Annotated in this window: 26 protein-coding genes and 1 pseudogene; 24 read left to right on the forward strand and 3 right to left on the reverse strand. The window is 66.7% G+C overall.

Annotated features, from left to right (window positions below; all coding sequences use genetic code 11):
- The first annotated feature begins 480 nt into the window (after positions 1 to 480).
- The 3 genes from ACXYMW_RS08835 to ACXYMW_RS08845 all read left to right on the forward strand — a co-directional run bounded on the left by ACXYMW_RS08835 (position 481) and on the right by ACXYMW_RS08845 (position 1,715).
- On the forward strand, positions 481 to 906 hold the full coding sequence (locus ACXYMW_RS08835) for a hypothetical protein (protein WP_459034950.1): 426 nt from the start codon (positions 481 to 483) through the stop codon (positions 904 to 906).
- Positions 907 to 995: 89 nt separating this feature from the next.
- Positions 996 to 1,316, forward strand: a complete 321-nt coding sequence (locus tag ACXYMW_RS08840) for a hypothetical protein (RefSeq protein WP_459034951.1) — start codon at positions 996 to 998, stop codon at positions 1,314 to 1,316.
- Positions 1,317 to 1,526: 210 nt separating this feature from the next.
- Positions 1,527 to 1,715 (forward strand): hypothetical protein, encoded by a 189-nt coding sequence (locus ACXYMW_RS08845; protein ID WP_459034952.1) that lies wholly within the window; start codon positions 1,527 to 1,529, stop codon positions 1,713 to 1,715.
- Between the two features lie 53 nt (positions 1,716 to 1,768).
- Here ACXYMW_RS08845 and ACXYMW_RS08850 read toward each other — a convergent pair whose 3' ends face one another.
- Positions 1,769 to 2,503 (reverse strand): Crp/Fnr family transcriptional regulator, encoded by a 735-nt coding sequence (locus ACXYMW_RS08850; protein ID WP_459034953.1) that lies wholly within the window; start codon positions 2,501 to 2,503, stop codon positions 1,769 to 1,771.
- A gap of 150 nt (positions 2,504 to 2,653) precedes the next feature.
- Between ACXYMW_RS08850 and ACXYMW_RS08855 the strand changes: the two genes are divergently transcribed.
- The 4 genes from ACXYMW_RS08855 to ACXYMW_RS08870 all read left to right on the forward strand — a co-directional run bounded on the left by ACXYMW_RS08855 (position 2,654) and on the right by ACXYMW_RS08870 (position 5,225).
- Positions 2,654 to 2,890 (forward strand): hypothetical protein, encoded by a 237-nt coding sequence (locus ACXYMW_RS08855; RefSeq protein ID WP_459034954.1) that lies wholly within the window; start codon positions 2,654 to 2,656, stop codon positions 2,888 to 2,890.
- A 133-nt stretch (positions 2,891 to 3,023) separates the two neighbouring features.
- On the forward strand, positions 3,024 to 3,311 hold the full coding sequence (locus ACXYMW_RS08860; RefSeq protein ID WP_459034955.1) for a co-chaperone GroES: 288 nt from the start codon (positions 3,024 to 3,026) through the stop codon (positions 3,309 to 3,311).
- Positions 3,312 to 3,356: 45 nt separating this feature from the next.
- Positions 3,357 to 4,985 carry a chaperonin GroEL gene (gene groL, locus ACXYMW_RS08865; RefSeq protein ID WP_459034956.1) on the forward strand — a complete coding sequence of 543 codons (1,629 nt, stop codon included), beginning with the start codon at positions 3,357 to 3,359 and terminating at the stop codon, positions 4,983 to 4,985.
- 105 nt (positions 4,986 to 5,090) lie between these two features.
- Positions 5,091 to 5,225 (forward strand): hypothetical protein, encoded by a 135-nt coding sequence (locus tag ACXYMW_RS08870; RefSeq protein ID WP_459034957.1) that lies wholly within the window; start codon positions 5,091 to 5,093, stop codon positions 5,223 to 5,225.
- A gap of 81 nt (positions 5,226 to 5,306) precedes the next feature.
- Here ACXYMW_RS08870 and ACXYMW_RS08875 read toward each other — a convergent pair.
- Positions 5,307 to 5,464: pseudogene (locus ACXYMW_RS08875) on the reverse strand (integrase core domain-containing protein); the annotation flags it as partial.
- A 100-nt stretch (positions 5,465 to 5,564) separates the two neighbouring features.
- Between ACXYMW_RS08875 and ACXYMW_RS08880 the strand changes: the two are divergent.
- Positions 5,565 to 6,289, forward strand: a protein-coding gene (locus ACXYMW_RS08880; RefSeq protein ID WP_459034958.1) for an IS5 family transposase whose coding sequence is annotated in 2 segments (ribosomal slippage) — positions 5,565 to 5,852 and positions 5,855 to 6,289 — 723 coding nt in all. Because the reading frame shifts where the segments join, the coding sequence is not laid out codon by codon here.
- A 147-nt stretch (positions 6,290 to 6,436) separates the two neighbouring features.
- Here the strand turns inward: ACXYMW_RS08880 and ACXYMW_RS08885 are convergent.
- Positions 6,437 to 7,324, reverse strand: coding sequence for a LysR substrate-binding domain-containing protein (locus ACXYMW_RS08885; RefSeq protein WP_459034959.1), 888 nt, complete (start codon positions 7,322 to 7,324; stop codon positions 6,437 to 6,439).
- Positions 7,325 to 7,468: 144 nt separating this feature from the next.
- Between ACXYMW_RS08885 and ACXYMW_RS08890 the strand changes: the two genes are divergently transcribed.
- From ACXYMW_RS08890 to ACXYMW_RS08965, 16 genes are all read left to right on the forward strand, one after another.
- Positions 7,469 to 8,236 carry an ABC transporter ATP-binding protein gene (locus ACXYMW_RS08890; protein ID WP_459034960.1) on the forward strand — a complete coding sequence of 256 codons (768 nt, stop codon included), beginning with the start codon at positions 7,469 to 7,471 and terminating at the stop codon, positions 8,234 to 8,236.
- Complete coding sequence (locus tag ACXYMW_RS08895; protein WP_459034961.1) at positions 8,236 to 8,937, forward strand: ABC transporter ATP-binding protein; 702 nt, start codon at positions 8,236 to 8,238, stop codon at positions 8,935 to 8,937. Before ACXYMW_RS08890 ends, ACXYMW_RS08895 begins: the two co-directional genes overlap by 1 nt.
- A 72-nt stretch (positions 8,938 to 9,009) precedes the next feature.
- Entirely contained in the window at positions 9,010 to 10,248 is a 1,239-nt protein-coding gene (locus tag ACXYMW_RS08900) for an ABC transporter substrate-binding protein (RefSeq protein WP_459034962.1), read from the forward strand.
- A gap of 97 nt (positions 10,249 to 10,345) precedes the next feature.
- Positions 10,346 to 11,203, forward strand: a complete 858-nt coding sequence (locus ACXYMW_RS08905) for a branched-chain amino acid ABC transporter permease (RefSeq protein WP_459034963.1) — start codon at positions 10,346 to 10,348, stop codon at positions 11,201 to 11,203.
- 2 nt (positions 11,204 to 11,205) lie between these two features.
- Complete coding sequence (locus ACXYMW_RS08910) at positions 11,206 to 12,156, forward strand: branched-chain amino acid ABC transporter permease (RefSeq protein ID WP_459034964.1); 951 nt, start codon at positions 11,206 to 11,208, stop codon at positions 12,154 to 12,156.
- On the forward strand, positions 12,153 to 13,337 hold the full coding sequence (locus ACXYMW_RS08915) for an acyl-CoA dehydrogenase family protein (protein WP_459034965.1): 1,185 nt from the start codon (positions 12,153 to 12,155) through the stop codon (positions 13,335 to 13,337). The genes ACXYMW_RS08910 and ACXYMW_RS08915 overlap by 4 nt, the downstream gene beginning before the upstream one ends.
- Positions 13,338 to 13,340: 3 nt before the next feature.
- Positions 13,341 to 14,357 carry a zinc-dependent alcohol dehydrogenase family protein gene (locus tag ACXYMW_RS08920; RefSeq protein ID WP_459034966.1) on the forward strand — a complete coding sequence of 339 codons (1,017 nt, stop codon included), beginning with the start codon at positions 13,341 to 13,343 and terminating at the stop codon, positions 14,355 to 14,357.
- 3 nt (positions 14,358 to 14,360) lie between these two features.
- Positions 14,361 to 15,926, forward strand: a complete 1,566-nt coding sequence (locus ACXYMW_RS08925; protein WP_459034967.1) for an acyl-CoA synthetase — start codon at positions 14,361 to 14,363, stop codon at positions 15,924 to 15,926.
- Positions 15,927 to 16,028: 102 nt separating this feature from the next.
- Positions 16,029 to 16,910, forward strand: coding sequence for a LysR family transcriptional regulator (locus ACXYMW_RS08930; RefSeq protein ID WP_459034968.1), 882 nt, complete (start codon positions 16,029 to 16,031; stop codon positions 16,908 to 16,910).
- Positions 16,911 to 17,180: 270 nt separating this feature from the next.
- Positions 17,181 to 18,224 (forward strand): enoyl-CoA hydratase/isomerase family protein, encoded by a 1,044-nt coding sequence (locus ACXYMW_RS08935; RefSeq protein ID WP_459034969.1) that lies wholly within the window; start codon positions 17,181 to 17,183, stop codon positions 18,222 to 18,224.
- A gap of 122 nt (positions 18,225 to 18,346) precedes the next feature.
- Positions 18,347 to 19,861, forward strand: a complete 1,515-nt coding sequence (locus tag ACXYMW_RS08940) for an AMP-binding protein (RefSeq protein WP_459034970.1) — start codon at positions 18,347 to 18,349, stop codon at positions 19,859 to 19,861.
- Positions 19,862 to 19,864: 3 nt separating this feature from the next.
- Positions 19,865 to 21,028: an acyl-CoA dehydrogenase family protein gene (locus ACXYMW_RS08945; protein ID WP_459034971.1), complete on the forward strand. Its 1,164-nt coding sequence runs from the start codon at positions 19,865 to 19,867 to the stop codon at positions 21,026 to 21,028.
- 71 nt (positions 21,029 to 21,099) lie between these two features.
- Positions 21,100 to 21,780, forward strand: coding sequence for a nitroreductase (locus ACXYMW_RS08950; protein ID WP_459034972.1), 681 nt, complete (start codon positions 21,100 to 21,102; stop codon positions 21,778 to 21,780).
- Between the two features lie 5 nt (positions 21,781 to 21,785).
- A complete protein-coding gene (locus tag ACXYMW_RS08955) occupies positions 21,786 to 22,994 on the forward strand; it encodes a CaiB/BaiF CoA transferase family protein (RefSeq protein ID WP_459034973.1) in 1,209 nt (402 codons plus the stop codon).
- A 65-nt stretch (positions 22,995 to 23,059) separates the two neighbouring features.
- The gene (locus tag ACXYMW_RS08960) at positions 23,060 to 24,022 is read left to right on the forward strand and encodes a tripartite tricarboxylate transporter substrate binding protein (RefSeq protein WP_459034974.1); all 963 of its coding nucleotides are present in this window, start codon (positions 23,060 to 23,062) and stop codon (positions 24,020 to 24,022) included.
- Positions 24,023 to 24,080: 58 nt separating this feature from the next.
- Positions 24,081 to 24,536, forward strand: a complete 456-nt coding sequence (locus ACXYMW_RS08965; protein ID WP_459034975.1) for a tripartite tricarboxylate transporter TctB family protein — start codon at positions 24,081 to 24,083, stop codon at positions 24,534 to 24,536.

The following is a 24,536-nucleotide window of genomic DNA, read 5'->3' on the forward strand; positions in this document are numbered from 1 at the left end:
CCACCTGGCTCAACGACTACAACACCGTCCATCCACATTCCGCGCTGGCAATGCGCTCGCCCGTCGAGTTCAGATCAGCGCTCAACTCCAGCCAGGCTGTCCGGTGAAATGGGGGGCACTCCAATCGTAACCATGGGATTGGAGACCTGAACTGTCCCCCGTTTCGCCCACACAGCCTTGCATGACTGGAGACAGTCAATCGCACGAGCGTGCTGCGCATTCTCAGCCGGCATGGTCTGACGCAAGAGCAGTCAACGGGCCGCGAGAAGGGTCGCGTTCATGACGGCAAGGTCGCCGCCTTGTACCTCGGGATCGTCCGACTGTTGCTGACGCAAGTTAGTCCAGGGCACCGAACCGCCTGCGACGTTCCTGAGGGCCGTCGCCCGCACTGACCTGCGTAAGGGCGGCGAGACGGACTTGCGCGTATCCTTTGAGGAACAGGGGCGATCTGCGTTCCTGCAACCTATGAAAGGATTGGCGATGGCCGTCCACAATTATCTTAACCCGCACCCACCCGAGTTCGATCGGTTTCTCTATGCGTCGGTGGGCGAGGATCGGAACGGCTATGCTGTGACTGTACTCTCCACGTTTGCGCGGCTTGGCCTTGATCCATGGAAGGAAACCGCTGAACTGGTCACGCTGGGGCGCGACGCCGCGCAAGCGCGATTGAGAACACTGCTTGCCCGGTTTCGTGACGTTCCTGCGCTCGCCAGTGATCACGGCAGGATTGCACGAGACCTGAGCCAGCTGCTTCCCGAAGGACCGACGTCAGCAGCCTTGCTGCGCTCTGCCTCGACTATGGCCGATGGCCGCCCGGGAGCAAGCGGAGCGATCTGGGCGGTGCTCGCGATCGTCTTTGTACTGTTTCAGATGTTCATGGTCGGCGGGTCGGGGTCAGGCGAATGACCGTCTCAACTGCAAGCATGGGCAGACCGGAACATGCGGCACACGAGTCCGGCACGCTATCGCCTTGCGAACAGAGCGTTCTCTGGGACATGGAGGAACACTTCTGGACCAGTGGCGCCGACAACGCGCGAGCAACCACTGCGACCAACGCCGTCATGGTCTTCCCCTATCCGCCCGGCATCCTCCAGGGCGATCACATCTGGACCCACCTTCGTGAAAGGACCGGCTGGCGCACCGTTGTCATGGCCGAACGGCGCGTGATGCGGTGTCATAACATCGCCATTCTCACCTATCGCGTCTCGGCAGAAAAACCCGAGGTGCCGATCTACAAGGCCCTCTGTGCCTCTACCTATCTCAATGATGAGGACACCTGGCTGAGGATTGCCCACCAGCAAACTGCGTTGAATTGATAAGCGCACGGGCAACCGACCTCCCGCAGGCGTCGAGGCTAACCTGCGTCAGTGCGGCGGGGCGCCGACTCCTGTCAGTTGAGACGTGCCCGCCGAGTATTTGGTGGTGCATGTTTTTCTGAGCACCTGAGAAGCGTGTGGCGTGTCGATCCAAAGGACAACATGCCGACACGCTTCTTATTCTCGGAGCGTCCAGAAAGGACACATTCAATGACTCCCGAACAAATCAAGACCGCCGACAAGATGAAATCCGTCAAAGCCGCTTGCGTGAACGCCCCCGCCGGACCCAAAAAAGCTGCAGCGATGAAACATTACCATGCAGCCGAGAAGGCGAACACGGCAAAAAACGACGCCGAGACCAACAAGGAACTCGACGCGGCGACCCGCGCCCTAACGTAAACGCAACCGTCTGGCGTTATCACCGGGGCCGCCTGCTGAGCAAGGCGGCCCTTTCATTTCAGGAGCGGCCCGGTCTGGTCCAGATATGCCGGGTCGAACTCGGCAAGTTCCACCAGCCCGCCATAGTCGTGAAACATCACGCGGCCGCCCCGAAAGGTCACCAGTCCACTCTCGCGAAGCTGCCGCAGGACGCGGTTCACATGGACCGCGCTCAACCCCAGCGTATCGGCGAGGTGGTATTGCGTCAGAGGGCAATCGAATCCTTCCCTGCTGCCGATGCCTACCAACGCCAGCCGCGATCCCAGCTCCAGCAGGAAATGCGCCATGCGGGCCTCAGCGTCACGGCGACCGATCCCGACGAGATGCTCCACTACCATCGCTTCGTCCCTTGACGCTGCCCAGAGTATTGCGGTCGCGAGGCGCGGCGTCCGCTCGAAGGCATCGAGAAGATCGCTCGTCTGCACTTCGGCGGCCTCAATGTCGACGATGGGCTCGAAGCTGTGGTCCGACGTGCGCAACAGGACGCTCCGCAACCCGAGGAAATCTCCCGGCACCTGGAAATCGACGATCTGCCGCGTCCCGTCGGCTTGCAGCTTGTAGGAACAGACCCATCCCGCGGACAAAATATACGCGGCCCGAGCCGACTGCCCCTGATGCACCATGTCACGCCCCGCAACGAAGGAGCGGCGACGCTGGTGCAGTCGTTCAAGCACGGCCAGTTCGATCTCCGACAGAGCGACGAAAGCCGAGAGCTTTCGGGTAAGAGGGCTGTCTTCGGCTGATGTCATGGAGGCTCCCGGCGTGACGTGACGCAGGAGTGGAAATCGGCCTGGACACTGCTCTGGATCAGTTCAGCATAGAGCACTTCCTGCGAGAAGTACGGATGTATCTGAACCTCGCCATCCCCGGGGATCACGATGCCACGGAAGGGACGCAGGATGTCGACCGCGAGCGAACATGCAGGCCAGGCCGCCCTGTCAATCTGCGAGGCGCTCCTGCTTGCCATGAACGATCGCGGGGTGCTCCCGGAGCACGAGATCGTGGGGGTTCTTCGCGACGCTGCGGCGACCCATGAGAATGCCGTTGGCACCGAACTCGACATGGAAAATCACCGGGCCGTCGCGGGAATAATCAACGCGATCATCGCTGGCGGAAACTCGGTTCGACGCTCATGATGCAATACCGCGGCGGTCTTGATCCGCAATCTCGAAGAATTGCCCCACCAGGTTGTCGCCGCCTTGCGCTCATCTAAGCCGGGCATTCGAACAAGGTACTTACGCCCGACGATCCTCGACCAGGAGCACGTCGATGTCATTTACTCCCCTCCACGACCGGGTCCTCGTTCGCCACATTGACGGCGACGAGACGACCAAGGGCGACCTCATCATTCCAGATACCGCCAAGGAGAGGCCTCAATTAGGCGAAGTTGTCTCCGTCGGTTTTGGGGAAAGGCGCGAGGACGGCGAACGCATCCCGAGGGACGTCAAAGCCGGCGACCGGATCCTGTTCGGAAAATGGTCCGGCACAGAAATCAAGCTCGATGGCGAAGACCTTCTGATTATGAAGGAAAGCGGCATTCTCGGGGTGATCACCTGAGTCCGAAACCTTTCACATCAACCCCAGTCTCAGGAACCCACACCCATGTCCGCCAAGGAAGTTCGATTCAGTACCGACGCCCGCGACCGAATGCTGAAAGGTATCCAGACTCTGGCAGATGCCGTCAAGATCACCCTCGGCCCCAAGGGCCGAAACGTCATTCTCGATAAATCCTGGGGTGCACCGCGCATCACCAAGGACGGTGTGACCGTCGCCAAGGAGATCGAGCTGTCGGACCATTTCGAGAATATGGGCGCCCAGATGGTCAAGGAGGTCGCGCAGCGCACGAACGACGAGGCTGGCGACGGAACCACCACGGCAACCGTACTCGCCCATGCGATTGTCCGGGAAGGCATGAAGTCGGTTGCCGCCGGCATGAACCCGATGGATCTAAAACGCGGAATCGACAGGGCCGTGGCCGCAGTGGTGGCCGAGATCAAGACCATGTCCCGACCGGTCGGCGACAGCGACGAGATCGCCAAGGTCGGCGCCATATCGGCCAATGGAGAATTCGAGATCGGGCGGCAGATCGCCGACGCGATGGCAAAGGTCGGCAAGGAAGGCGTAATCATCGTCGAGGAAAACAAGGGATTGGAGACCGAGATTGAAGTGGTCGAAGGCATGCAGTTCGACCGCGGCTATCTGAGCCCCTATTTCATCACGAATGCTCAGAAGATGATCGCCGAGCTGGATGACTGCGTCGTCCTTCTTCACGAGAAGAAGCTGACCTCTCTCATATCCATGGTGCCGTTGCTGGAGGCTGTGATTCAGGCCGAGAAGCAACTGTTGATCGTGGCCGAGGATATCGAGGGAGAGGCGCTGGCGATGCTGGTCGTCAACAAGCTGCGCGGCGGATTGAAGGTGGCGGCCGTCAAGGCACCGGGCTTCGGCGATCGCCGCAAGGCGATGATGGAAGACATCGCCGTGTTGACGGGCGGCCAGGTGATTTCCGTGGAAATGGGCACCAAGCTGGAGAATGTCACCATGGACATGCTCGGGTCCGCCAGAATGGTCACGATTACCAAGGATGACACGACGATCATCGACGGTGCCGGCGGCAAGGAGGCGATCGCGGCGCGCGGCAGACAGATCCGGGCGCAGATCAACGAGATTACTTCGGACTACGACAAGGAGAATCTGCAGAAGCGACTCGCTAAGCTTATCGACGGCATCGCCGTGATTCGGATCGGCGGGGCAACCCAGATTGAGGTGAAGGAGCGCAAGGACCGCGTCGAAGATGCGCTGAACGCCACCCGCGCCGCGGTCCAGGAAGGTGTCGTGCCCGGCGGTGGCGTGGCCCTGGTTCATGCCGGCAAGGTTCTGGCATTGCTTAAGGGCGAGAACAGCGAGCAGGATGCCGGCATTAAGATTGTCCGGCGCGCGATCCAGGCACCGCTGCGCCAGATTGCCAGAAATGCCGGGGTCGACGGATCGGTCGTGGTCGGTAAGGTCATCGAGAACGATAGCCGGAGCTTCGGTTTCGACGCTCAAACCGAAGAATACGGCGACATGCTGAAGGCCGGTGTCATCGATCCGACGAAAGTTGTCCGGATCGCACTCGAAAACGCCGCGTCCATTGCCGGACTACTGATCACGACCGAAGCCATGGTCGCGAAAAAGCCCAAGGAGTCTGATGCCGGTAGCAAAATATCCGACTTGGGCGGAATGATGTAAATGGACGCTGCCTTTCATCAAGTTGCCCAAAACTAGAAATCACATTCTTTATGGATATGAACGCGACCTGTTCAGAAAAATAATTCACAGTCAGGAGAAACGGAAATGACCAAAGGTAACAAGCAACGCGGCAACCGTGAAGCGAAGAAACCTAAGAAGGTAAAAGAAAAGGTCGTTGCAACAGCCGACTTCAATAAAGGTAAAGCCTTGACCAATCTCGGTGAGCACAAGAAAAAATAGTGAAAGGGCCAGGTGGTTGGCTACTACTGAATACGGAGTCTGATGGCCGCGTGGAGTGCCCCCCGTTTCACCGGGGTTGAGCGCTGATCCGAACTCGATGGGCGAGCGCATGGCAGCGCGGAATGTGGATGGACGGTGTTGTAGTCGTTGATCCACGCGGGGACGAGCCCGAGTACCGTGGCGGCGTCGGGCAGCGGGGTGACGCGGACGTAGTCGCGCTTGAGGGTCTTCACGAAGGCCTAGGCTCAGGACCCATTGATCAGCACGGCTTTGCGTGATTCAGCCTCCGCTCGAAGGAGGCTGACGATGAGCGATCTTTTCTGGCTGACCGACGCGTAGATGGAACGGCTGCGGCCCTACTTTCCGAAGTCGCATGGCAAGCCGCGGGTCGATGACAAGCGTGTTCTGAGCGGGATTATTTTCATCAATCGCAACGGCTTGCGCTGGCGTGATGCCCCGCGTGAATACGGCCCGCATAAGACACTCTACAACCGCTGGATCAGGTGGAGCCGCATGGGTGTGTTCGCCCGGATCATGGAAGGGCTCGCCGCCGAGCAGGCCGATTACCGGACCATCATGATCGACGCGACATATCTGAAGGCACACCGCACGGCCTCAAGCCTGAGCCTTCAAAAGGGGGGCGTGGCCGCCTGATCGGCAGGACCAAGGGCGGCATGAACACCAAGCTGCATGCCGTGACCGACCGGCAGGGCCGCCCCGTCCGCCTCTTGGTGACCGCCGGCCAGGTCAGCGACTACAAAGGCGCGCTCGCGCTAAAGCGCCAGTTGCCGCAGGCGAACTGGCTGATTGCCGACCGCGGCTACGATGCCGACTGGCTCCGTAAAGCTTTGGCAGACAGCGAAATTCGCGTCTGCATTCCGCCGCGCAAGTCGCGCACGGCCCCGATCAAATACGACAAGCGCCGATACCGGCGCCGCCACCGCATCGAGATCATGTTCGGCCGCATCAAGGACTGGCGCCGGGTTGCCACCCGCTATGATCGGTGTCCGAAAGTCTTCCTCTCGGCAATCGCGCTCGCTGCGACCGTCATCTACTGGCTATGAGTCCTGACCCTAAATTATGTGTTACGGACTCGTACCTCAACGATTGCCGCTGATCAGCAATTCTACCTTCGGTCCCAACAAGCCGAAATATTTGGAAAGAGCGAACTCAAGGGCGATCTTGCATGGCGCTCCTTCCCTCCCGCGTCGTCATTCCAGGCTTTGGCAAAGGTCCAGGAGCCAGGTCTTGAAAAGGCTGGCCGAGGGCGACAGCACGGCGTTGCTCGGGATCGCGAGGTAATACGCGAAGGACGTCGCGAAGCTGCGCTCGAACGGGTTAACCACCGCCCCGCTCATCAACTCGCTCTGGATCATGCTCCGGGCAAACAACGACACGCCGAGCCCGTTCACCGTCGAGCTGAGCTGGAAATGGCGGTCCTCCAGCGTCATCTGGCGCTGGGTCGACGACATTTCGAGCTGCGCGTTGCTGAACCATTCGGCCCACATCTGGTCGTCGTCGACATGCAGCAGCGTGCAGCGCCGCACATCGGCCAGCGTGCGCAGGTCGTGGCGCGCGCGGTAGTCCGCGCTGCAAACGATGACCATACGCTCGCACCACAGTCGGATCGCGTCGAAGCCGGGCCAGGTGCCGCGGCCCCATTGCACCCCGAGATCGGCAAACTCGGTCGGCCGCCCGAGATCAACATAGCTGTTGTTGTGGTTCTGGAAGGTCAGCTGCAGCGACGGATTGGCCTCCCAGAAACTGCCCAGCCGCGAGGACAGCCAGCGGCTCGCGAACATCGGCAGCACCGCGACCCGGACTACCTCGGCCTGCTCGCTGACCCGCTCGAGCCCGGCCTGCAGGGTCGCCAGCCCGCGCTCAACATGCGAGGCTAGGACCGTGCCGCGCGGCGTCGCCACCAGCCCGTCGGGGCGCCGCTCGAACAGCGGTGCGCCGATCTCGTCCTCCAATTTTTTGATATGGTAGCTGACCGAGCTCTGGCTGACGTTCAGAACCTGTGCCGCCACCGTCACGCTGCGGAGCCGAGCCACCGTTTCAAATACCTGCAGAGACTTAATATTCTTGATCCGGGACATGTTTGTTGGGCCTCGCCGGCCGGGTTGATTCAGTCGACCGTAGCCATCCAATAATTCGATATAGAGCCCCAATCTTTGTATTTCACGTCACGTCGCCGTGCTTCTAACGTCCGCCTTGACCGACACAACGGCAGGGGAGGCCAGATGTCGAACGCGGTTCTGGAGGTGCGCAACCTCTGCAAGTCCTTCGGCGGCGTGCGGGCGCTCCGCGATCTCAGCATCTCGGTCGCGCCCGGCCAGGTGCTGGGGCTCATCGGGCCCAACGGCTCCGGCAAATCGACCACCGTCAACACCCTGGCCGGGCTGTTCCCGGCGAGCTCTGGCGAAATCCGCCTCTCCGGCGCGCCGATCCATACGCTGCCGGAATGGGACCGGGTGACGCGCGGCCTGACCCGTACCTTCCAGACCGCCAGCGTGTTCCCGGAATTCACCGTGCGCCAGCAGATCCGGCTGGGATGCGAGGCAACGCGTCGGTCGCGGCCGATCGCCTCGGCCTTCGGCTTCGGGCGGCACCCGGGCGAGACCGCTGAGGTCGAGGCGCGGGTCGACCAGGCGCTCGAACTGACCGGACTGGAGGAGCTCGCCGAACGCGAGATCGCCACCCTCTCAGCGGCGCAGCAGCGCTTCCTAATGATCGCCACCGGGCTCGCCGCCGCGCCCAAAGTGATCCTGCTGGACGAACCCGCCGCCGGCATGGTGGCGCATGAGCGCCGGGTGCTCACTGACATGATCCGCCGGATCCGCGACAGCGGCGTCGCGGTGCTGGTGATCGAGCATCACATGGCATTGATCATGGAGGTCTGCGACCGCATCGCGGTGCTCAATTTCGGTGCCCTGATCGCCGAGGGCACGCCGGCCGAGATCCGAGAGAACCGCGCCGTCATCGATGCCTATCTCGGGGAGGCCGCGTGATGCTGGAAATCCGCGGGTTGCGCACCGGCTACGGCCCGATCGAGGTCGTGCACGGCATCGATCTCGACGTCTCGGAGGGCGAATGCGTGGCGCTGATCGGCGCCAACGGCGCCGGCAAGAGCTCGACCCTGAAGGCGGTCTGCGGCCTGCTGCCGGCGCGCGCCGGGAGCATCCGCTTTGCCGGCCAGGAGATCACCAACCGCAGCGGCCACACCATCGTCCGCGCCGGCATCACCATGTGCCCCGAGGGCCGGCAGGTGTTTCCCGGCATGACCGTGCTGCAGAACCTGCGGCTGGGCGCCTATGCCCGCCGCGATGCCGAGCAGGGGGCCGATGTCGCGCGGATGATGGACATGTTCCCGATCCTGCGCGAGCGCGCCGGGCAGGATGCCGGCACCTTGTCGGGCGGCGAACAGGAGATGCTGGCGATCGCCCGCGCGCTGATGGCGCGGCCCCGGCTCTGCATCTTCGACGAGCCGTCGCTCGGTCTTGCGCCGAAGATCGTTGCCGAGGTCGGCGAGACCATCGCCCGGATCAAGGCGATGGGCATGACCATCCTGCTGGTCGAGCAGAACTCGCTGATGGCGCTGCGGCTGGCCGACCGCGCCTACCTGTTCGAGGCCGGCGAGATCGTGCTGCAGGGCACCGGCGCCGAGCTGCGACAGCATCCCGAGGTCGCCAAGGCGTATCTCGGCCACTGATCGACCGGGCCCGGCACCGGGGACGGGAGACCCCGGCCGCGCCCGACCATGCAACACGGGAGGAGACCCGACATGACGACACGATCCTGGATCCCGGCCGGCACCGCGGCGCTGGCCCTGGCCGCCGGCAGCGCGGCGCTGACTTTTGGCGCCGGCAGCGCGGCGGCGGAGGAGACGCTGACCATCGGCGTCGCGGATGCGCTAACCGGCGGCGCCGCGGTCTACGGATTGCCGCAGGCCAACGCGGTGCAGATGGCCGCCGACGAGATCAACGCCGCCGGCGGCGTGTCGGTCGACGGCGAGACCTACAAGCTCGAGGTCGTCGCTTATGACGACAAGGCCAACCCGACCGAGGCCACCAATGCGGTGCGCAAGCTGATCGACCGCGACGGTGCCAAGTACATCCTCGGCTTCTGCTGCTCGGGCACCACCGGCGCGGTCGCCTCGTTCATCGAATACGAGGACGCGGTGATGCTGGTCGGCAATGCCGCCGAGCGCTCGATTACCACGCGTGAGATCCCCAACCTCGCCCGCACCCGGCCGCCGGCCGACTACACCGGCGCCGCCGCCGGCGCCTTCGTGGCGGCGCAGGGCCACAAGCGAGTGGCGGTGCTGGGCGCGCTCGAGATCTCGTTCTACGCCAGCTATGTCGACGCCTTCGAGGAGGAGTTCGCCAAGGGCGGAGGCGAGATCGTCACCCGCGAGGTCTTTGCCTCCAAGGACCGCGACATGACCCCGCAGCTGACCGAGATCCGCGAGATGGCGCCAGATGCGCTGCTGGTGGTGGGCTATGTCGAGCCGGCCGCCTTCGTCTACCGTCAGTCGGTCGAGCTGGGCATGGATATCCCGCGCTACGGCTTCACCAGCGGCAGCGAGGAGCAGTTCCTGCGGGTCGCCACATCGGAGCAGATGGAGGGCGTCTGGGACCTGCGGCCGACCGAGCTGACGCTGCAATCGACGGGCCCCAACGGCACTGTCTATCACGAGAACTACAGCGCCCGATTCGGCAGCTCGCCGTCGCCCAGCTCGCCCTATGCCTACGACCAGACCTGGGTGCTCAAGCACGCGCTTGAGGCTGCCGGCACGGTGGAGGACACCGCCGCGGTGGCGGCGGCAATCCGCGAGCTCGAGGTCCCCGACGAGGTGGTGATGCAGTACCTACCGGTGGGCGGCCGGATGTTCGACGCCAACGGCCAGGCCTATACCGAGAACGGCGCCTTCCAGTGGCAGGACGGGGCCTGGACCTATGTGCAGGACCTGCCCTCGGACCCGGAGGCCTATTCCGCCTTCCTCTCGACGCTCGACGAGTGAGCCTGGCGGGCGGCCCGTGCCGCCCGCACCTCCCCCCCGACCCCGCGATGCGACCTGTCAGCGGCCGGCCCGGACCAGGCCGAGCGGAGACCCCTTGATGATCGAAATCTTCCAGCAAATCATAAACGGCGTGGCGATCGGGGGGGTCTATGTCCTCATCGCGCTCGGCCTCACCACGGTGTTCGGCATCCTCGGGATCGCGCATTTCGCGCATGGCTCGGTGTCGATGTTCGGCGGCTACCTGACCTTCTTCCTGGTCGCCCAGCAGGGCGTGCCGCTGGCGCTGTCGATCCTGCTGGCGCTGGCCGCGGGGTTGGTGCTCGGCGTGCTGATCGAACTGCTGGCCTACCGGCCGGTGCGTAATGCCAGCCATATCAACGCCTTCATCGTCGCGCTTGGCCTGACGATGATGGTCGAGGGCATCAACCTGCAGCTCTTCGGTGCCGAGCAGGTGGTGATCCCCACCAGCTTCAACCGCGTGATCGCGGTCGGCGGCGTCACTCTGCCGGAACTGCGGCTCTACGTGATCCTCGCCGCCGCGGCGCTGATCCTCGCGATGACGCTTTTCGTCGAGAAGACCAAGACCGGTCAGGCGATCCGCGCCGTGGCCGAGAACCGCGACGCGGCGATCCTGATGGGGATCGACGTGCGCACCATCCCGCTGGTGGTCTTCGCCATGTCGACCGCGCTCGGCGTCGCGGCCGGGGTCATGGTGGGCGCGCTCTTCGCGATCGCCCCCGGGGTCGGCGAGAACCTCGTGATCAAGGGCTTCGCGGTGCTGATCCTCGGCGGCCTGGGCTCGATCCCCGGCGCCGTGGTGGGCGGCATCGTGCTGGGCGTCACCGAGGCGCTGGCCGCGGGCTTCCTGTCCTCGGCCTACAAGGACGTGATCGCCTTCGTGGTGATGATCGCGGTGCTGCTGCTGCGCCCGCAGGGCCTGATGGGAAGGGCATGAGCATGAAGACCGTCGCACGCTTCGCACCGCTCGCCGCGCTGGTGCTGTTCATCGCCCTGCCGCAGCTGATCGCGGTGAAATACTACCTGCACCTCGCCATCCTCGCGCTGGTCTGGGTGATCGTGGCGCAGGGCCAGAACCTGATCCAGGGCTATACCGGCTACGTCTCCATCGTGCAGGCCGGGTTCATGGGCATCGGCGCCTATTCCTCGGCCCTGATGGGCCAGCATCTTGGCCTGCCGGTCAGCGTCACCATCATGCTGGCGCCGCTGGTCACCGCCGGCTTCGCGCTGGTCACCGGCTATCCCAGCCTGCGGGTCAAGGGCCATTACTTCGCCATCGTCACGCTTGCCTTCAACATGGTGATCTTCATCGTGCTGCTGAACTTCACCGCCCTGACTCAGGGCGAGGCCGGCATCACCGGCATCCCGAAACCCGGCTTCGGGCGCGGCGCGCTGATCGATTTCCACGACCGCGAGGTCTACTATTACTTCGTGCTTGCAGTGGCGGTGGCCGTGACCCTCTTGGCGGCGCTGATCGTGCGCTCGCGCATCGGCCAGATCCTCGTGGCTATCCGCCAGAACGAGGACCTCGTCGGCTCGATCGGCATCGCGGTGTGGAAATACAAGCTATTCGCTTTCGTCGCCTCGGCGATGTTCGCGGGCCTCGCCGGCGCGCTCTACGCCCATTACCAAAGCTTCATCAATCCCGAGATCTTCGGCGTGGCGCAGTCGCTCGACGCCATCCTCGCGGTAATCCTCGGCGGCTCGGGCACCCTGACCGGGCCGGTAATCGGCGCTTTCATCGTTGTCTTCCTGCCGGAATACCTGCGCTTCGCAGACAGCTTCCGGCTGATTCTCTACGGGCTGATCCTGATCCTCGCGACGATCTTCATGCCGCGCGGCATCGTCGGCCTGCTGCGCGACCTCGGCCGCCGAGCAGGACGGCGATGAGCGGCGAGTCCCCCGCCCCGGCCGCTGCGGGAAGCGCCGGCGTGGAGGCCGAGGAGGCCACCCTGCTGGACCGGATCGCGGCCTTCGCCGCTGCGGAGGTGGCGCCGGCGGCGCCGCGTTGGAGCAAGGGTGAGGCGCCGGAGGCGGCGCTGCAGCACCGCGCGGCAGAGCTCGGCCTGACGCGGCTTTGCGTGCCGCGGGCGGCCGGCGGGCTCGGCCTGCGCTTCCGCGTTCAGGCGCGAGCCTGCGCGCTGCTCGCAGCGGCGGATTTCGGCTTCGCGATGTCGCTAGTCAACACCCACAACGCCGCCCGGCGGATCGCCGAGAGCGCCCCCGCGCCGCTCGCCGCGGCGCATCTGCCGGCGCTGCTCTGGGGCCAGACCGCGGCCTGCACCGCGCTGACCGAACCTGCCGCCGGCTCGGATGCCGGCGCGCTCGAGATGCGCGCGGTGCGCAGCAGTGACGGCTGGTTGCTCGACGGCGAGAAGGTGTGGATCGTCAATGCCCGCAACGCCGCGCTGGCCATCGTCTACGCGCAATGCGGCCAGCCCGGCGACCGCAACGGCATCGCCGCCTTCCTCGTCGACCTGACCGCGCCGGGCTGCCGGCGGCGGGCGCTGGGTTCCGATTTCGCGCAGGCCAGCGCCGGCACCGGCGGCTTCGTTCTGTCCGGGGTGGCGGTGCCGGCCGAAGCCATGCTGCTGCCGCCCGGCACCGCCTTCCGCGCCATCCTCGACGAGCTCAACGGCGCCCGCGCCTATGTCGCCGCGATGTGCTGCGGCATGCTGCGGGCGGCGCTCGACCGGGCGGCCGGTTACGGCGCCACGCGTCACAGCTTCGGTCGGCCGCTGGCCGGGCACCAGGCCTGGCGGCTGGCGCTGGCCCGCGCGGCGACCGACCTCGCCGCCGCCGAGGCGCTGACCGACCGCGCGGTGGCCGCGGTCGAGACCGGCGCCGAGGCCCGGCTGCTCGCCGCCCAGGCCAAGCTCAGCGCGGTGGCGGCGGCGCAGACCCACTTGCCGGCGCTGCTGCATGCCATGGGCGCCGAGGGGCTGCGGCCCGAGCATCCGATGGCCCGGCATCTCGGCGCCGCGCAGATCGCGGCGCTGGTCGATGGCTCGACCGAAATGCTGCTCGAACAGGTGGCCCGGGCCACCCAACCACACAGACAGACGGGGTAGGACATGCGTGTCTTCCAGATTGAGGACGATTGGGGCATCGACAACTTGCGGGTGGCCGAGCGCGACGCGCCGCGTCCGGGCCGCGGGCAGGTGCTGATCCGGATGGCGCGCGCGGCGCTGAACGCGCGCGACCTTATCGTGCCGGAGCGCGGCTATGGCCGGGCCACCGGGACGCTGCCGCTGATCCCAGTCTCCGACGGGGTCGGCACGGTGGTGGAGACCGGAGCAGAGGTGACCCGGGTCGCCGCCGGCGACCGCGTCTGCCCGACCTATTTCCAGAACTGGCAGGGCGGCGCGCCGAGCGCGGCCTCCTTCGCCTCGGCCCTCGGCGGCCCGCTGGACGGCGTGATGGCAGAGCTCGTCTGCCTCTCCGAGGACGGCGTGGTGAAGGTGCCCGACTACCTTGGCGACGACGAGGCCGCCACCCTGCCCTGCGCCGCGCTGACCGCCTGGAGCGCCATCGTCACCCAGGGCGCGGTGCGCCCGGGCGACCGCGTGCTGGTGCAGGGCACCGGCGGCGTGGCGCTTTTCGCGCTGGCCTTCGCAAAGCTGGCCGGCGCCCATGTCACGGTGATCTCGTCGCGCGACGAAAAGCTCGAGCGGGCCCGCGAGCTGGGTGCCGATGCCGGCATCAATTACCGCAGCACGCCGGATTGGGCCAAGGCCAGCCGCGACATCACGGCAGCGCGCGGCGGCTTCGACCTGGTGGTCGAACTGGGCGGCGCCGAGACCCTGCCGCTTTCGCTGAAGGCGGTGCGGCCGGGCGGCACGATCGCCATGATCGGCGTGCTCTCGGGGCTCGAGATGGCGGCCTCGCTGGGCCCGATCGTCGCCCGGCAGGTGCGGCTGCAGGGCGTCACCGTGGGATCCCGCGCCGGCCTCGAGGAGATGCTGGCGGCGATGGCGCAGCACCGCATCCGTCCGGTGCTCGGGCAGAGCTTCGCCTTCGAGGACCTGCGCGCCGCGCTCGAGCATCTGCGCGCCGGCGATGGCTTCGGCAAAACCACGATCCGGTTCTAAGCGATGGAGAATACCGGCATCTTTCACACCCGCCATTGGGCCAGCCTGGACCCTGAGCGCCTCGCCTTCCGGATGTGCGCGACCGGCGAGACGGTGAGCTTCGCCGCGCTGGAGGCCCGCGCCAACCAGGGCGCGCATCTGCTGCGCAGCCTCGGCCTCCGGCGCGGCGATCACCTGCTCGTTGTCATGGAGAACCGGCGCGAATTCCTCGAGATCTGCTTTGCCGCAGAGCGTGCCGGCCTTTACTACACCACCGCCAGCACCCATCTCGCGCCGCCCGAGATCGCCTATATCGCCGTCGATTGTGGCGCCCGCGCGATCATCGCTTCCGACCGCTTCGCGGAGGAGCTGTGCACTGCTGAGGCCGCCGACGGGCGCACCCCCGCTCCGGTCCGGCTGGCAGTGGGCCGGGTGCCTACCGGCTGTGCCGACTGGGCGGCGCTGGTCTCCGCCCAGCCCGACACGCCGCTGGCTGATGAGGCGCAGGGCCTCGACATGCTGTATTCCTCCGGCACCACCGGGCGGCCCAAGGGCATCAAGTGGCCGATGCCCGACACCCCGCCGGGCGGCCGCACCATGCTGATCGATCTGCTCTGCGGGCTGTTCGGCTACGGCCGCGAGACGCGCTATCTCTGCCCCGCGCCGCTCTACCACGCGGCGCCGCTGCGCCACGCCATGGTGACGATCAAGGCCGGCGGCAGCGTCCACGTGATGGACCGGTTCGACGCCGAGAAGGCGCTGCGCCAGATCGAGACGCAGCGGATCACCCACAGCCAGTGGGTGCCGACGATGTTCGTGCGCCTGCTGAAACTGCCCGATGCCCTGCGCCGCAGCTATGACGTCTCGTCGCTGCAGGTGGCGGTGCATGCCGCCGCGCCTTGCCCGGTCGAGATCAAGCGCGCGATGATCGATTGGTGGGGGCCGATCCTCCACGAATACTATGCCGGGACCGAGAATAACGGCTTCACCGCGCTCGACTCCGCCGAATGGCTGGCGCATCCCGGCTCGGTCGGCCGGGCCAAGCTCGGCGTGCTGCATGTCTGCGACGAGGCCGGGCAGGAGTTGCCACCAGGGGCGGAGGGGGAGATCTACTTCGAGAATGGTCACCAATTCGAGTATCACAACGACCCGGCCAAGACCGCCGCCAGCCGCAACTCGCAGGGCTGGACCACGCTCGGCGATATCGGCCGGCTGGATGCGGAAGGCTATCTCTACCTGACTGACCGCAAGTCCTTCGTGATCATCTCGGGCGGAGTGAACATCTACCCGCAAGAGACCGAGAACGTGCTGCTGGGCCATCCCGCGGTGCTCGACGCCGCGGTGTTCGGGGTGCCGCACGAGGAGTTCGGCGAGGCGGTGCAGGCGGTGGTGCAGACGGTGCCCGAGCGCCCCGGCTCCGAGGCGCTGGCCGAGGAGTTGATGGTGTGGTGCCGCGACCGCCTGTCGGCACTGAAATGCCCGCGCGGCGTGGACTTCCGGGCGCAGCTGCCGCGCTCCGCCGCCGGCAAGCTCTACAAGCGCCAGCTAAGGGACGAGTATTGGCAGGACCGACGGAGCGGCCCCGGCTGACATGGTGACCGACCGGCGTCCGAAGATCGCAGCTTGCATGTGCGGCGCCGGGCACCGACAAAACCGGAACGATCCGAACCGCGGCCAGCCAGGTGTGCCGACATGAACTGGGACGATCTTCGGGTATTCGCCGCGGTCGCGCGGCAGGGCGGCATCACGCCGGCGGCCAAGGCGCTGGCGCTCGACACCGCCACCGTCAGCCGGCGCATCGGGCGGCTCGAGGAGACGCTGGGCACGGCGCTGTTCGCACGCTCCTCGCGCGGGGTCGTGGTCACCGATTTCGGCGAAAGGGTGTTGCAGGACACCCAGAAGATCGAGACCATCGCGCAGGACATTGTGCCTGGCGACGGTCACCCCGACAGCGACCTGCGGGGCACCGTTCGGATCGGGGCCCCGGACGGCTGCGCCAATTTTCTGCTGCCACAGATCTGCGCCGACATCCAAACCGCCAACCCGTCGCTGTGCCTCGAGGTGATCCCGCACGGCCGGGGCTTCGACCTGCTGCGGCGCGAGGTCGATATAGCGGTCGCGGTCAATCCGCCCGGCAACAAGCGTACAGTGGTGCAGCCGGTGGCGGAGTATAACTTGATCTTCGCCGCGCATCGCAGCCTTCTCGGCGACGGCGAGGTCGACCTCGCTGGTCTGCCGCTTGCGGGCTATGTGCCGGAATTACTGCTCGACCCCGGGCTCGATATCCCTGAAGAGCACCGCGAGAGCGAGCCGATGCTGCGTTCGAGCTCGGTGATGGTGCAATGGCAGTGGATCTGCGAAGGCCGGGCCGCCGGCCTGCTGCACGATTTCGCCTTCTCGCTGGCCCCCGGCCTCGTGCGACTGCTGCCCGAGTTCCACATTCCGCGCAGCTACTACCTGGTGTCGCGGCGCAAGGACGGGCAGCTGATCGACACGCTGGTGGAGATCTTCCAGGTCAAGTTGAGCCAGGAGATCGCGCGGCTGCGGGCTCGCGCCAACGATGCCGCCCGCTAAACGCAGCCCGCGGCAGCGCACACTCGACGCCTGCCGTGGGCCGCTTGGCGCCTCTGACCGGCACCCGATTTTCTGCAACTCTACTTCGCTGAATCTCATATGGCTGCAGTGGTTTCGCAAGGCTAGGCTGCCCGAAAACGACGCTGCCACGGCACCGATGGCAGTGCGGCCGCCACGGGAGGGGTGGCGCGGAGCCGCGGCAGCGCCGCGCACCGGTCAATCGAGGCGGCACCGGTAAACGGTGCCTTGCTACGGGAGGGTTGTGGTTTGGTGGACATCGCCACGCGCATCGATGGCAGGCTGGCGCGCATCACCCTGACGCGGCCTGAGGCGCTCAACGCGCTGACGCTGGAGATGTGCCTCGAGATCACCGCTGCGCTGGACCAGGTGCGCGACGATGGCGCCGTCGCCGCGGTGCTGATCGAGGCTGCGGGCGAGCGCGCGTTCAGTGCCGGGGCCGACATGCGCGCGCTGTATCGCGCGGGGCGGGCGGGGAACCACCGCGTCGCGCAACGCTTCTGGCAGGCCGAATACCGCCTGAACGCGCAACTTGCGGAATATCCCAAGCCCGTGCTGGCACTGATGCAGGGCTTTGCCATGGGCGGCGGGGTCGGGCTCGGCTGTCACGTTTCGCACCGGGTGGTGGCCGAGACGACATGGCTCGGCATGCCGGAATGCTGCATCGGCGGTGTCCCGGATGTCGGGGCCACCAAGCTTCTGACGCAGGCGCCGGGCGCACTCGGACGTTATCTCGCGCTGACCGGGTACAGGCTCGATGCAGCGGACGCGCTTTATACCGGTTTTGCCGACCATTACGTCCCGCGCGATCGCTGGACCGAACTTGTCGCCGCAGTCGCTACCACCGGCGATGCCGGGCAGGTCGCGCGATTTGCCGAAGCGCCGGGGCCGTCGCGGTTGCAGGCCGCCCGGCCCGAGATCGACCGCTGCTTTGCCCCCGGCGGACTGGCGGAGGTGATCGCCCGGCTGCAGGTGTCCGCCGAAACGCTCACGCGCACGGCCTTGGCACGGATCGCCAAATCGAGCCCGCTTGCGATGGTGGCGGCGCTGGAATTGCAAGCCCGTTACAGCGGCGGCGGCATCCGCGAGGCGCTGACGCTCGAACATCGCTTCACGTTCCGCTGCCAGCAGCACGCGGATTTCCTTGAAGGTTTGCGCGCCATCATCGTCGAGAAGGACCTGGCGCCGCAGTGGCGCCATCCCCGGCTTAGCCCGCCGGAGCCCGGGACGGTCGACGCGCTTCTTGCGCCTTTGGGCAAGGACGAACTGAACTTCGACGGCCCGGATCGGGCCTGACACCATTCCCCCCGCGAGGGTCGGCCCGACCGCGTCCCGCACGGCGCGCGGCCCGTACTGCTGCGGCCGGACGACTGGAGACCACGATGACCCGGACACATGGCACCTTCCACCCCGGCCGCATGGCCGCACAGGAGCCCGATAAGCCCGCCATCATCCTCGACGACGGCACGACAGCCTACACCTACGCGGCATTCGAGGCACTGTCTCGGCGCTGCGCGCATCTGCTGCGCGCCCGCGGCCTGCGTCGGGGCGACCGCGTGGCCGTCCTGATCGAGAACCGCGGGGAATACCTGCCTCTGGTCTGGGGCGCATGGCGCATAGGCCTTCATGTGACACCCATCGCCACGCACCTCTCCAGCAAAGAAATCGGTTACATCCTCGACGATTGCGAGCCGCGCATTCTGATTACTTCAGCCCGGTTCGCCGACACACTGGCGCCGCTCACCGCGCCGCCGGACCGGGAGGACTTCATGCTGGACCGGGCGGCGCCGGGCTTCGCCGCGCTCGAGCCGCTCCTGGAAGACCAAAGCGACGGCCCGGTTCCCGATGAATGCGAAGGTGTCGATCTGCTGTATTCCTCGGGGACGACCGGACGGCCCAAGGGCATCTTCAAGCCGCTCCCCGAACGGCCCTACGGCACCCTAGATCCGGCCAACAGGGCGCTCTACGACCTCTATGGGCTCGACGAGACGATCTGCTATCTCTCTCCGGCCCCGCTCTACCACGCCGCCCCGTTGCAATGGACGTTGCGGACGCTGCGCGCAGGCGGAACCGTGGTCATCATGCGGAAGTTCGACGCTGAGCGCGCGCTGCATCTGATAGAAAACTGCGGCGTCACGCATAGCCAGTGGGTGCCCACCCATTTCGTCCGCCTTGACCGCCTGCCAGAGGACGTCAAGGCGCGTCGCGACCTGTCCCGGCACCGCTGCGCTATCCATGCCGCGGCGCCCTGCCCGCAAGACCTCAAGCGGCGCATGATCGCGTGGTGGGGGCCCATCCTGCGCGAATACTACGCCGGTTCCGAGGGGGTCGGGCATGTCTCGATCGGCACCGAGGACTGGATGCGCCATCCCGGTTCGGTGGGACGCCCGGTAGGCTGCGCCGTCCATGTTTGCGACGACGCCGGCGATCCCCTGCCGCCCGGCGTAACCGGCGTGGTCTACTTCGAAAGCCGCGCCCGTTTCGAATACCTCAACGCGACCGACAAGACGGCGAGCGTCCGCAATGCGCGGGGCTGGACCACACTGGGTGATGTGGGCCACCTGAACGATGAGGGGTTTCTGTTCCTCACCGACCGGCTGTCCAACACCATCATCTCGGGCGGAGTGAACATCTACCCGCAAGAGGTCGAGAACGCCCTGAGCTTGCATCCGGCAGTGGAGGACGTGGCCGTCTTCGGCTTGCCGAACCCGGATTTCGGAGAAGAGGTGATGGCGGTCGTGCAACTCGCACAGCCAGGCCTCGGCACCGGCGCCGCGGAACTGGACGCCTTCTGTCGCGCCCGGCTGAGCGCCGTCAAATGCCCGCGTTCCTATGATTTCGTCGCCACGCTGCCGCGGCAGGAGAACGGCAAGCTCTACAAGAAGGGCCTTATCGAACAATACACTGCGCGCGCCGCCGCAGCGGGAACTTGAGCCATGCAGTTTGACGCCGCGACGGATCTGGCCCCGGACGAGCAGGCTTTGCTCGAAACCGCCCGCCGCTTCGCCGCCGGGCCGCTGGCCGGGGCGGCGCCCGCGGTCGAAGCGTCGGGCGCAACGGACCCGGACCTGCTCCGGCAGGCGGCGGAACTGGGTCTGACTGGGATCGAACTCCCCGTCGCCCTAGGCGGAAGCGGCGCCTCCTTCGCCTGCAAATCCCGCATCTGCGAGGCGCTGGCCGAGGTCGATTTCAGCGCCGCGCTCTCCATCGTCAACACGCATAACGCAGCGCTGCGGCTGGCGCGGCACGGGACAAAGGCCGCCGTGGCGCGCTTCGTTCCTCCGCTGGTGTCGGGCGCTGCCACCGCCTGCACCGCCCTGACCGAACCCGACGCCGGGTCCGACCTAGCGGCGATGACCTGCCGGGCCCGGGCGGTGCCGGGCGGCTGGCAGCTCGACGGGCGCAAGGCGTGGATTACAAACGCGCGTCACGCTGCGACGGTGATCGTGTTCGCCCAGACCGGCGACGCCGGGGACGGGGCGAGCATCGGCGCCTTCGTGGTCGATGCCGATGCGCCGGGTGTCACCCGCCTCACCGAAGGGGCCGGCCCCGCCCTTGCCTCTTCCGGCGTCGGCGGCTTCGTGTTCGAGGCTTGCCGCGTGCCTGCCGATCATGTGGTGCTCCAGCCCGGCACCGCGTTCAAGGACACGCTGGCCGCGCTCAACGGTGCGCGCATCTGCGTAGCGGCGATGTGCTGCGGCATGGTGCGTGCCGCGCTCGATCACGCCATAGCCCACGGCACCGCTCGCACGGCTTTCGGCAGTACGCTTGCGGCGACTCCGGCCTGGCGCTGGCCGCTGGCGCAGGCCGCGGCCGATCTCGCGGCCGCCACCGGCCTCGTGCGGCGCGCCGAGGTCGATTTCGGCACCGGTCGGGACGCCCGCCGGATCGCCGCCGAGGCCAAGATCTTCGCCACCGACATGGCCGCCCGACAGATCCCGGTGCTGGCCCATGCCACGGGTGCCGCGGGCCTAAAGACCGAAGCGCCCTTCGCCCGCCATCTCGTCGCCGCCGGGATCGCCCGGCTTATCGACGGATCGACGGAGATGCTGCTCGACCGCGTCTCCCGCGATCTCGTGGCCTCAGGAACGACGCGATGACCCGATCCAGCCAGATGCCGGCCCCGAAGACGGTCGCACAGACGGCCCCGACACATGAAAGGACCCCCCAGATGAACGTCACCGACGCAATCCTCACGCGCAAATCCGTACGCGCCTTCCGGCCCGACCCGGTGCCGAAACAGATCGTGGAAGAGATCCTGAAGGTCTCTCTGCGCGCGCCGAGCGGTACCAACACCCAGCCCTGGCATGTCTATGTCTGCACCGGCGAGACGCAGCAGGCAGTGACGGATGCGGTGCTCGAGCAGATCGGTAGCGGTGGCGCGGCCACCTACCATGACGTCGGCTACTACCCCCAACGCTGGAACGAGGTGCATAACAGCCGTCGCCGGGCCGTGGGCTGGGGCCTCTATTCCCTTCTCGGCATCGAGCGCGGCGACACCGAACGCCGCAAGCGGCAGGGTCTGCGCAACTTTTCGTTCTTCGGCGCGCCGGTGGGGATCTTCGTGGCCATCGACGACTACCTCGCCAAGGGCAACTGGGCCGACGTCGGCCTGTTTCTGCAGACCGTCATGCTGGCGGCGCGCGACCACGGGCTGCATACCTGCCCGCAAGCCGCCTGGGTGCCCTACCAAGACGCGGTGCTGAAAACGCTCGGCGCCGCCGACGGCCAGTCGCTCGTGGCCGGCATCTCGTTGGGCTACGAGGATACTGACCGGGTCGAGAACAGCCTCGTCAGCGAGCGCGAGGATTTCGGCCGGGTGGTGCAGTTTCTCGGCTTCAAGGCCGACTGACCGGGATGCACCCTGCCCCCGCATATCAGGCCCGCCCGGGCCGCCCCGCCGGATCGCCGGCCGAGGCCAAGGCGGCGGCCGCGCCGCGCGCCGGCGCGCTGTCCTCGCTTCGGGTGGTGGAACTGGCCGGGCTCGGCCCTTGCCCGCTCGCCGGGCAGATGCTGGCCGATCACGGGGCCGAGGTCTGCATCCTCGACCGGCGCAGCGCCGCGCCGGAACCTCACAGCGTCAACCGGCGAGGCAAGCGGACGATCGCGGCCGACCTGAAGACGCCCGGCGGCGTCGAGATCGCCCGGCGCCTGATCGCCCGCGCCGATGTACTGATCGAGGGCTACCGCCCGGGCGTCATGGAGCGGCTGGGACTTGGCCCGGACGTGGCACTGACACTCAACCCCCGACTGGTCTATGGCCGGATGACCGGCTGGGGTCAGGACGGTCCCTACGCCACCTCGGCCGGGCACGACCTGACCTATCTTGCCCTCACCGGCGCGCTGCACGCGATGGGCCGGCGCGACGCGCCGCCGACGCCCCCGCTGAACCTCGTGGCGGATTACGGCGGCGGCGCAATGATGCTGTTGTTCGGGGTTCTCGCGGCGCTGGTCGAACGGGCCAAGAGCGGCCGCGGACAAGTCGTCAATGCCGCGATGACCGACGGTGTGGCGGCGCTGATGGGGCTGTTGCACGGCAAGATCGCCAGCGGCGCCATGACCGCCGACCGCGAGGCCAACATGCTTGACGGCGGCGCGCCCTATTACCGCTGCTACGAGACCCGCGACGGCCGTTACATTGCCGTCGGCGCGATCGAGCCCGGCTTTTATGCCGAGCTTCTGCGGCTGACCGGACTGCCGGCCGCATGGCTGGCGCAGCAGAACGAGCGAAGCCATTGGGCCGCGCAGATCGCCGAATTCGCGGCCGTCTTCCGCAGCCGCGACCGCGACGACTGGCGGACGGTCTTTGCGGGCAGCGATGCCTGCGTGGCGCCGGTCCTCGACTGGCACGAGGCGGTGCGCGATCCGCATGCGGCAGCGCGCGGCACCTTCCGGGAGCTTGCCGGGGTCTGGCAGGCCGCGCCGGCACCCCGGCTCGACCGCACGCCCGCCGCCACCCCGCCGCCGCCGGCCGGCCCCGGCGCGGACACCGACGTCATTCTCGGCGAACTCGGCTTCGCCGGCACAGAGATCGCCGAATTCCGGCGAGCCGGGGCCCTGACCTGACGGCCGGGCCCGACCCAAGGGAGGAACCCATTATGACCCGCACAAGACTTGAAAGGGAGGACAGCATGAAAACCTATCTCGCCGGCATCGCCGTGGCCGCGCTGGGGATCGTTCCCGCCGCCGCGCTCGCGGAGTATCCTGAACGCCCCATCACCATGATCGTCGCCTATAGCGCCGGCGGCGGCACCGATGTGGCGGCGCGCACGCTGGTCCCCTATCTCGAGAAGTATCTCGGCAACGAGGTCAGCATCTCGGTCAGCAACAAGCCCGGCGCAGGCGGCGAGGTCGGCTTTACCGCACTCGCCCACAGCAAGGCCGACGGCTACACGATCGGGTTCATCAACGCGCCCAACGTGCTGACCATCCCGATTCAGCGCAAAGCCCGCTACACGCTCGACGATATCCAGCCGGTTGCCAACGTGATCTACGATCCCGGCGCCTTCGGGGTTCTTCCCGATGCCGGGATCGGCACGCTGGACGAACTGATCGAATACGCGCGCGAGAACCCGGGCGAGGTCACCTACGGCACCGCCGGCGCAGGGTCGGACGACCATCTGGCGGTTCTGTCGCTCGAGCGCGAGCACGGTGTGCAAATGCGTCATGTGCCGTTCGACGGCAATGCTGACGTCCGCGCCGCGCTGCTGGGGGGACATATCAAGATGGCCTCGATGAATGTCAGCGAGATGGTGTCGGACTCGCAGGAGGGCACGCTCGTCGTCCTCGGGCAGATGGCCAGCGAACGCTGGGAGGGCGCACCGGATATCCCGACCTTCCAGGAACAGGGCTACGACATCGTTATGGGCGCCAACCGCAGCCTCGGCGCGCCCGCCGGCATCCCGGCCGAGGCACTTGAGAAGCTCAGCGCGGCGACCGAGCAGGCGATGAACGATCCAGAATTCCGCGCCGCCGCGGCGGAACAGGATCTGCCCCTGTTCTACATGAACGCCAAGGCGTTCACCAAATCCATGCAGGACCTGAGCGCGGAATATCAGTCGCTCTGGGACGCCCAGCCCTGGATCGAGCAATAAGATGGGGGCGAGGACGGCCGTGCCCGAGAGCCGGAACGGGATGCACGGGAGGCTGGCAATGACCCGGAACCTGATCGAACTGCTCGCGGCCCTCGGCGTCGCGGTCGTCTTCGCCGCCTTGCTGGCAGAGGCCGCGGGCTATCCCGGACAGTCGCGGGTGATGCCCGTGGCGGTCTGCGGGCTCGCCGTGATGCTCGCCCTGGTCTGGGCCGCGCAGAGCGGCCGGGCCCTCTCCCGCGGCACGCCGCGGGAGAACTTCGGCAATTGGGGCGAGATGCGGCGCCTGGCGGTGATCGTCGCGGCGATCGTGCTCTACACCCTCGCGGTGGGCTCGCTGGGCTTCTTCACCGCGACGATCGCGATGCTGCCGGCGCTTTCGGGAGCCCTGGGTTACCGCAACTGGAAGGTCCTGATCCCGGTGACGCTGTGCTTTGCCGGTGTCCTCTATGCGGTGTTCCGGCTGCTGCTGTCGGTTCCGCTTCCCCCAGAAACGCTGATCCGACTGATGGGCTGA

Source organism: Roseivivax sp. CAU 1761, assembly GCF_054482755.1.

Excerpts from the sequence above, each read along its gene's own strand:
- ACXYMW_RS08910 (WP_459034964.1), top strand. The coding sequence starts at position 11,206 with ATGAAGACCGTCGCACGCTTCGCACCGCTCGCCGCGCTGGTGCTGTTC.
- ACXYMW_RS08920 (WP_459034966.1), top strand. The coding sequence starts at position 13,341 with ATGCGTGTCTTCCAGATTGAGGACGATTGGGGCATCGACAACTTGCGG.
- ACXYMW_RS08950 (WP_459034972.1), top strand. The coding sequence starts at position 21,100 with ATGAACGTCACCGACGCAATCCTCACGCGCAAATCCGTACGCGCCTTC.
- ACXYMW_RS08960 (WP_459034974.1), top strand. The coding sequence starts at position 23,060 with ATGAAAACCTATCTCGCCGGCATCGCCGTGGCCGCGCTGGGGATCGTT.
- ACXYMW_RS08885 (WP_459034959.1), bottom strand. The coding sequence starts at position 7,324 with ATGTCCCGGATCAAGAATATTAAGTCTCTGCAGGTATTTGAAACGGTG.
- ACXYMW_RS08930 (WP_459034968.1), top strand. The coding sequence starts at position 16,029 with ATGAACTGGGACGATCTTCGGGTATTCGCCGCGGTCGCGCGGCAGGGC.
- ACXYMW_RS08915 (WP_459034965.1), top strand. The coding sequence starts at position 12,153 with ATGAGCGGCGAGTCCCCCGCCCCGGCCGCTGCGGGAAGCGCCGGCGTG.
- ACXYMW_RS08955 (WP_459034973.1), top strand. The coding sequence starts at position 21,786 with ATGCACCCTGCCCCCGCATATCAGGCCCGCCCGGGCCGCCCCGCCGGA.
- groL (WP_459034956.1), top strand. The coding sequence starts at position 3,357 with ATGTCCGCCAAGGAAGTTCGATTCAGTACCGACGCCCGCGACCGAATG.
- ACXYMW_RS08925 (WP_459034967.1), top strand. The coding sequence starts at position 14,361 with ATGGAGAATACCGGCATCTTTCACACCCGCCATTGGGCCAGCCTGGAC.
- ACXYMW_RS08860 (WP_459034955.1), top strand. The coding sequence starts at position 3,024 with ATGTCATTTACTCCCCTCCACGACCGGGTCCTCGTTCGCCACATTGAC.
- ACXYMW_RS08940 (WP_459034970.1), top strand. The coding sequence starts at position 18,347 with ATGGCCGCACAGGAGCCCGATAAGCCCGCCATCATCCTCGACGACGGC.
- ACXYMW_RS08945 (WP_459034971.1), top strand. The coding sequence starts at position 19,865 with ATGCAGTTTGACGCCGCGACGGATCTGGCCCCGGACGAGCAGGCTTTG.
- ACXYMW_RS08965 (WP_459034975.1), top strand. The coding sequence starts at position 24,081 with ATGACCCGGAACCTGATCGAACTGCTCGCGGCCCTCGGCGTCGCGGTC.
- ACXYMW_RS08840 (WP_459034951.1), top strand. The coding sequence starts at position 996 with ATGGAGGAACACTTCTGGACCAGTGGCGCCGACAACGCGCGAGCAACC.
- ACXYMW_RS08890 (WP_459034960.1), top strand. The coding sequence starts at position 7,469 with ATGTCGAACGCGGTTCTGGAGGTGCGCAACCTCTGCAAGTCCTTCGGC.
- ACXYMW_RS08905 (WP_459034963.1), top strand. The coding sequence starts at position 10,346 with ATGATCGAAATCTTCCAGCAAATCATAAACGGCGTGGCGATCGGGGGG.
- ACXYMW_RS08845 (WP_459034952.1), top strand. The coding sequence starts at position 1,527 with ATGACTCCCGAACAAATCAAGACCGCCGACAAGATGAAATCCGTCAAA.
- ACXYMW_RS08850 (WP_459034953.1), bottom strand. The coding sequence starts at position 2,503 with ATGACATCAGCCGAAGACAGCCCTCTTACCCGAAAGCTCTCGGCTTTC.
- ACXYMW_RS08870 (WP_459034957.1), top strand. The coding sequence starts at position 5,091 with ATGACCAAAGGTAACAAGCAACGCGGCAACCGTGAAGCGAAGAAACCT.
- ACXYMW_RS08895 (WP_459034961.1), top strand. The coding sequence starts at position 8,236 with ATGCTGGAAATCCGCGGGTTGCGCACCGGCTACGGCCCGATCGAGGTC.
- ACXYMW_RS08900 (WP_459034962.1), top strand. The coding sequence starts at position 9,010 with ATGACGACACGATCCTGGATCCCGGCCGGCACCGCGGCGCTGGCCCTG.
- ACXYMW_RS08835 (WP_459034950.1), top strand. The coding sequence starts at position 481 with ATGGCCGTCCACAATTATCTTAACCCGCACCCACCCGAGTTCGATCGG.
- ACXYMW_RS08855 (WP_459034954.1), top strand. The coding sequence starts at position 2,654 with ATGTCGACCGCGAGCGAACATGCAGGCCAGGCCGCCCTGTCAATCTGC.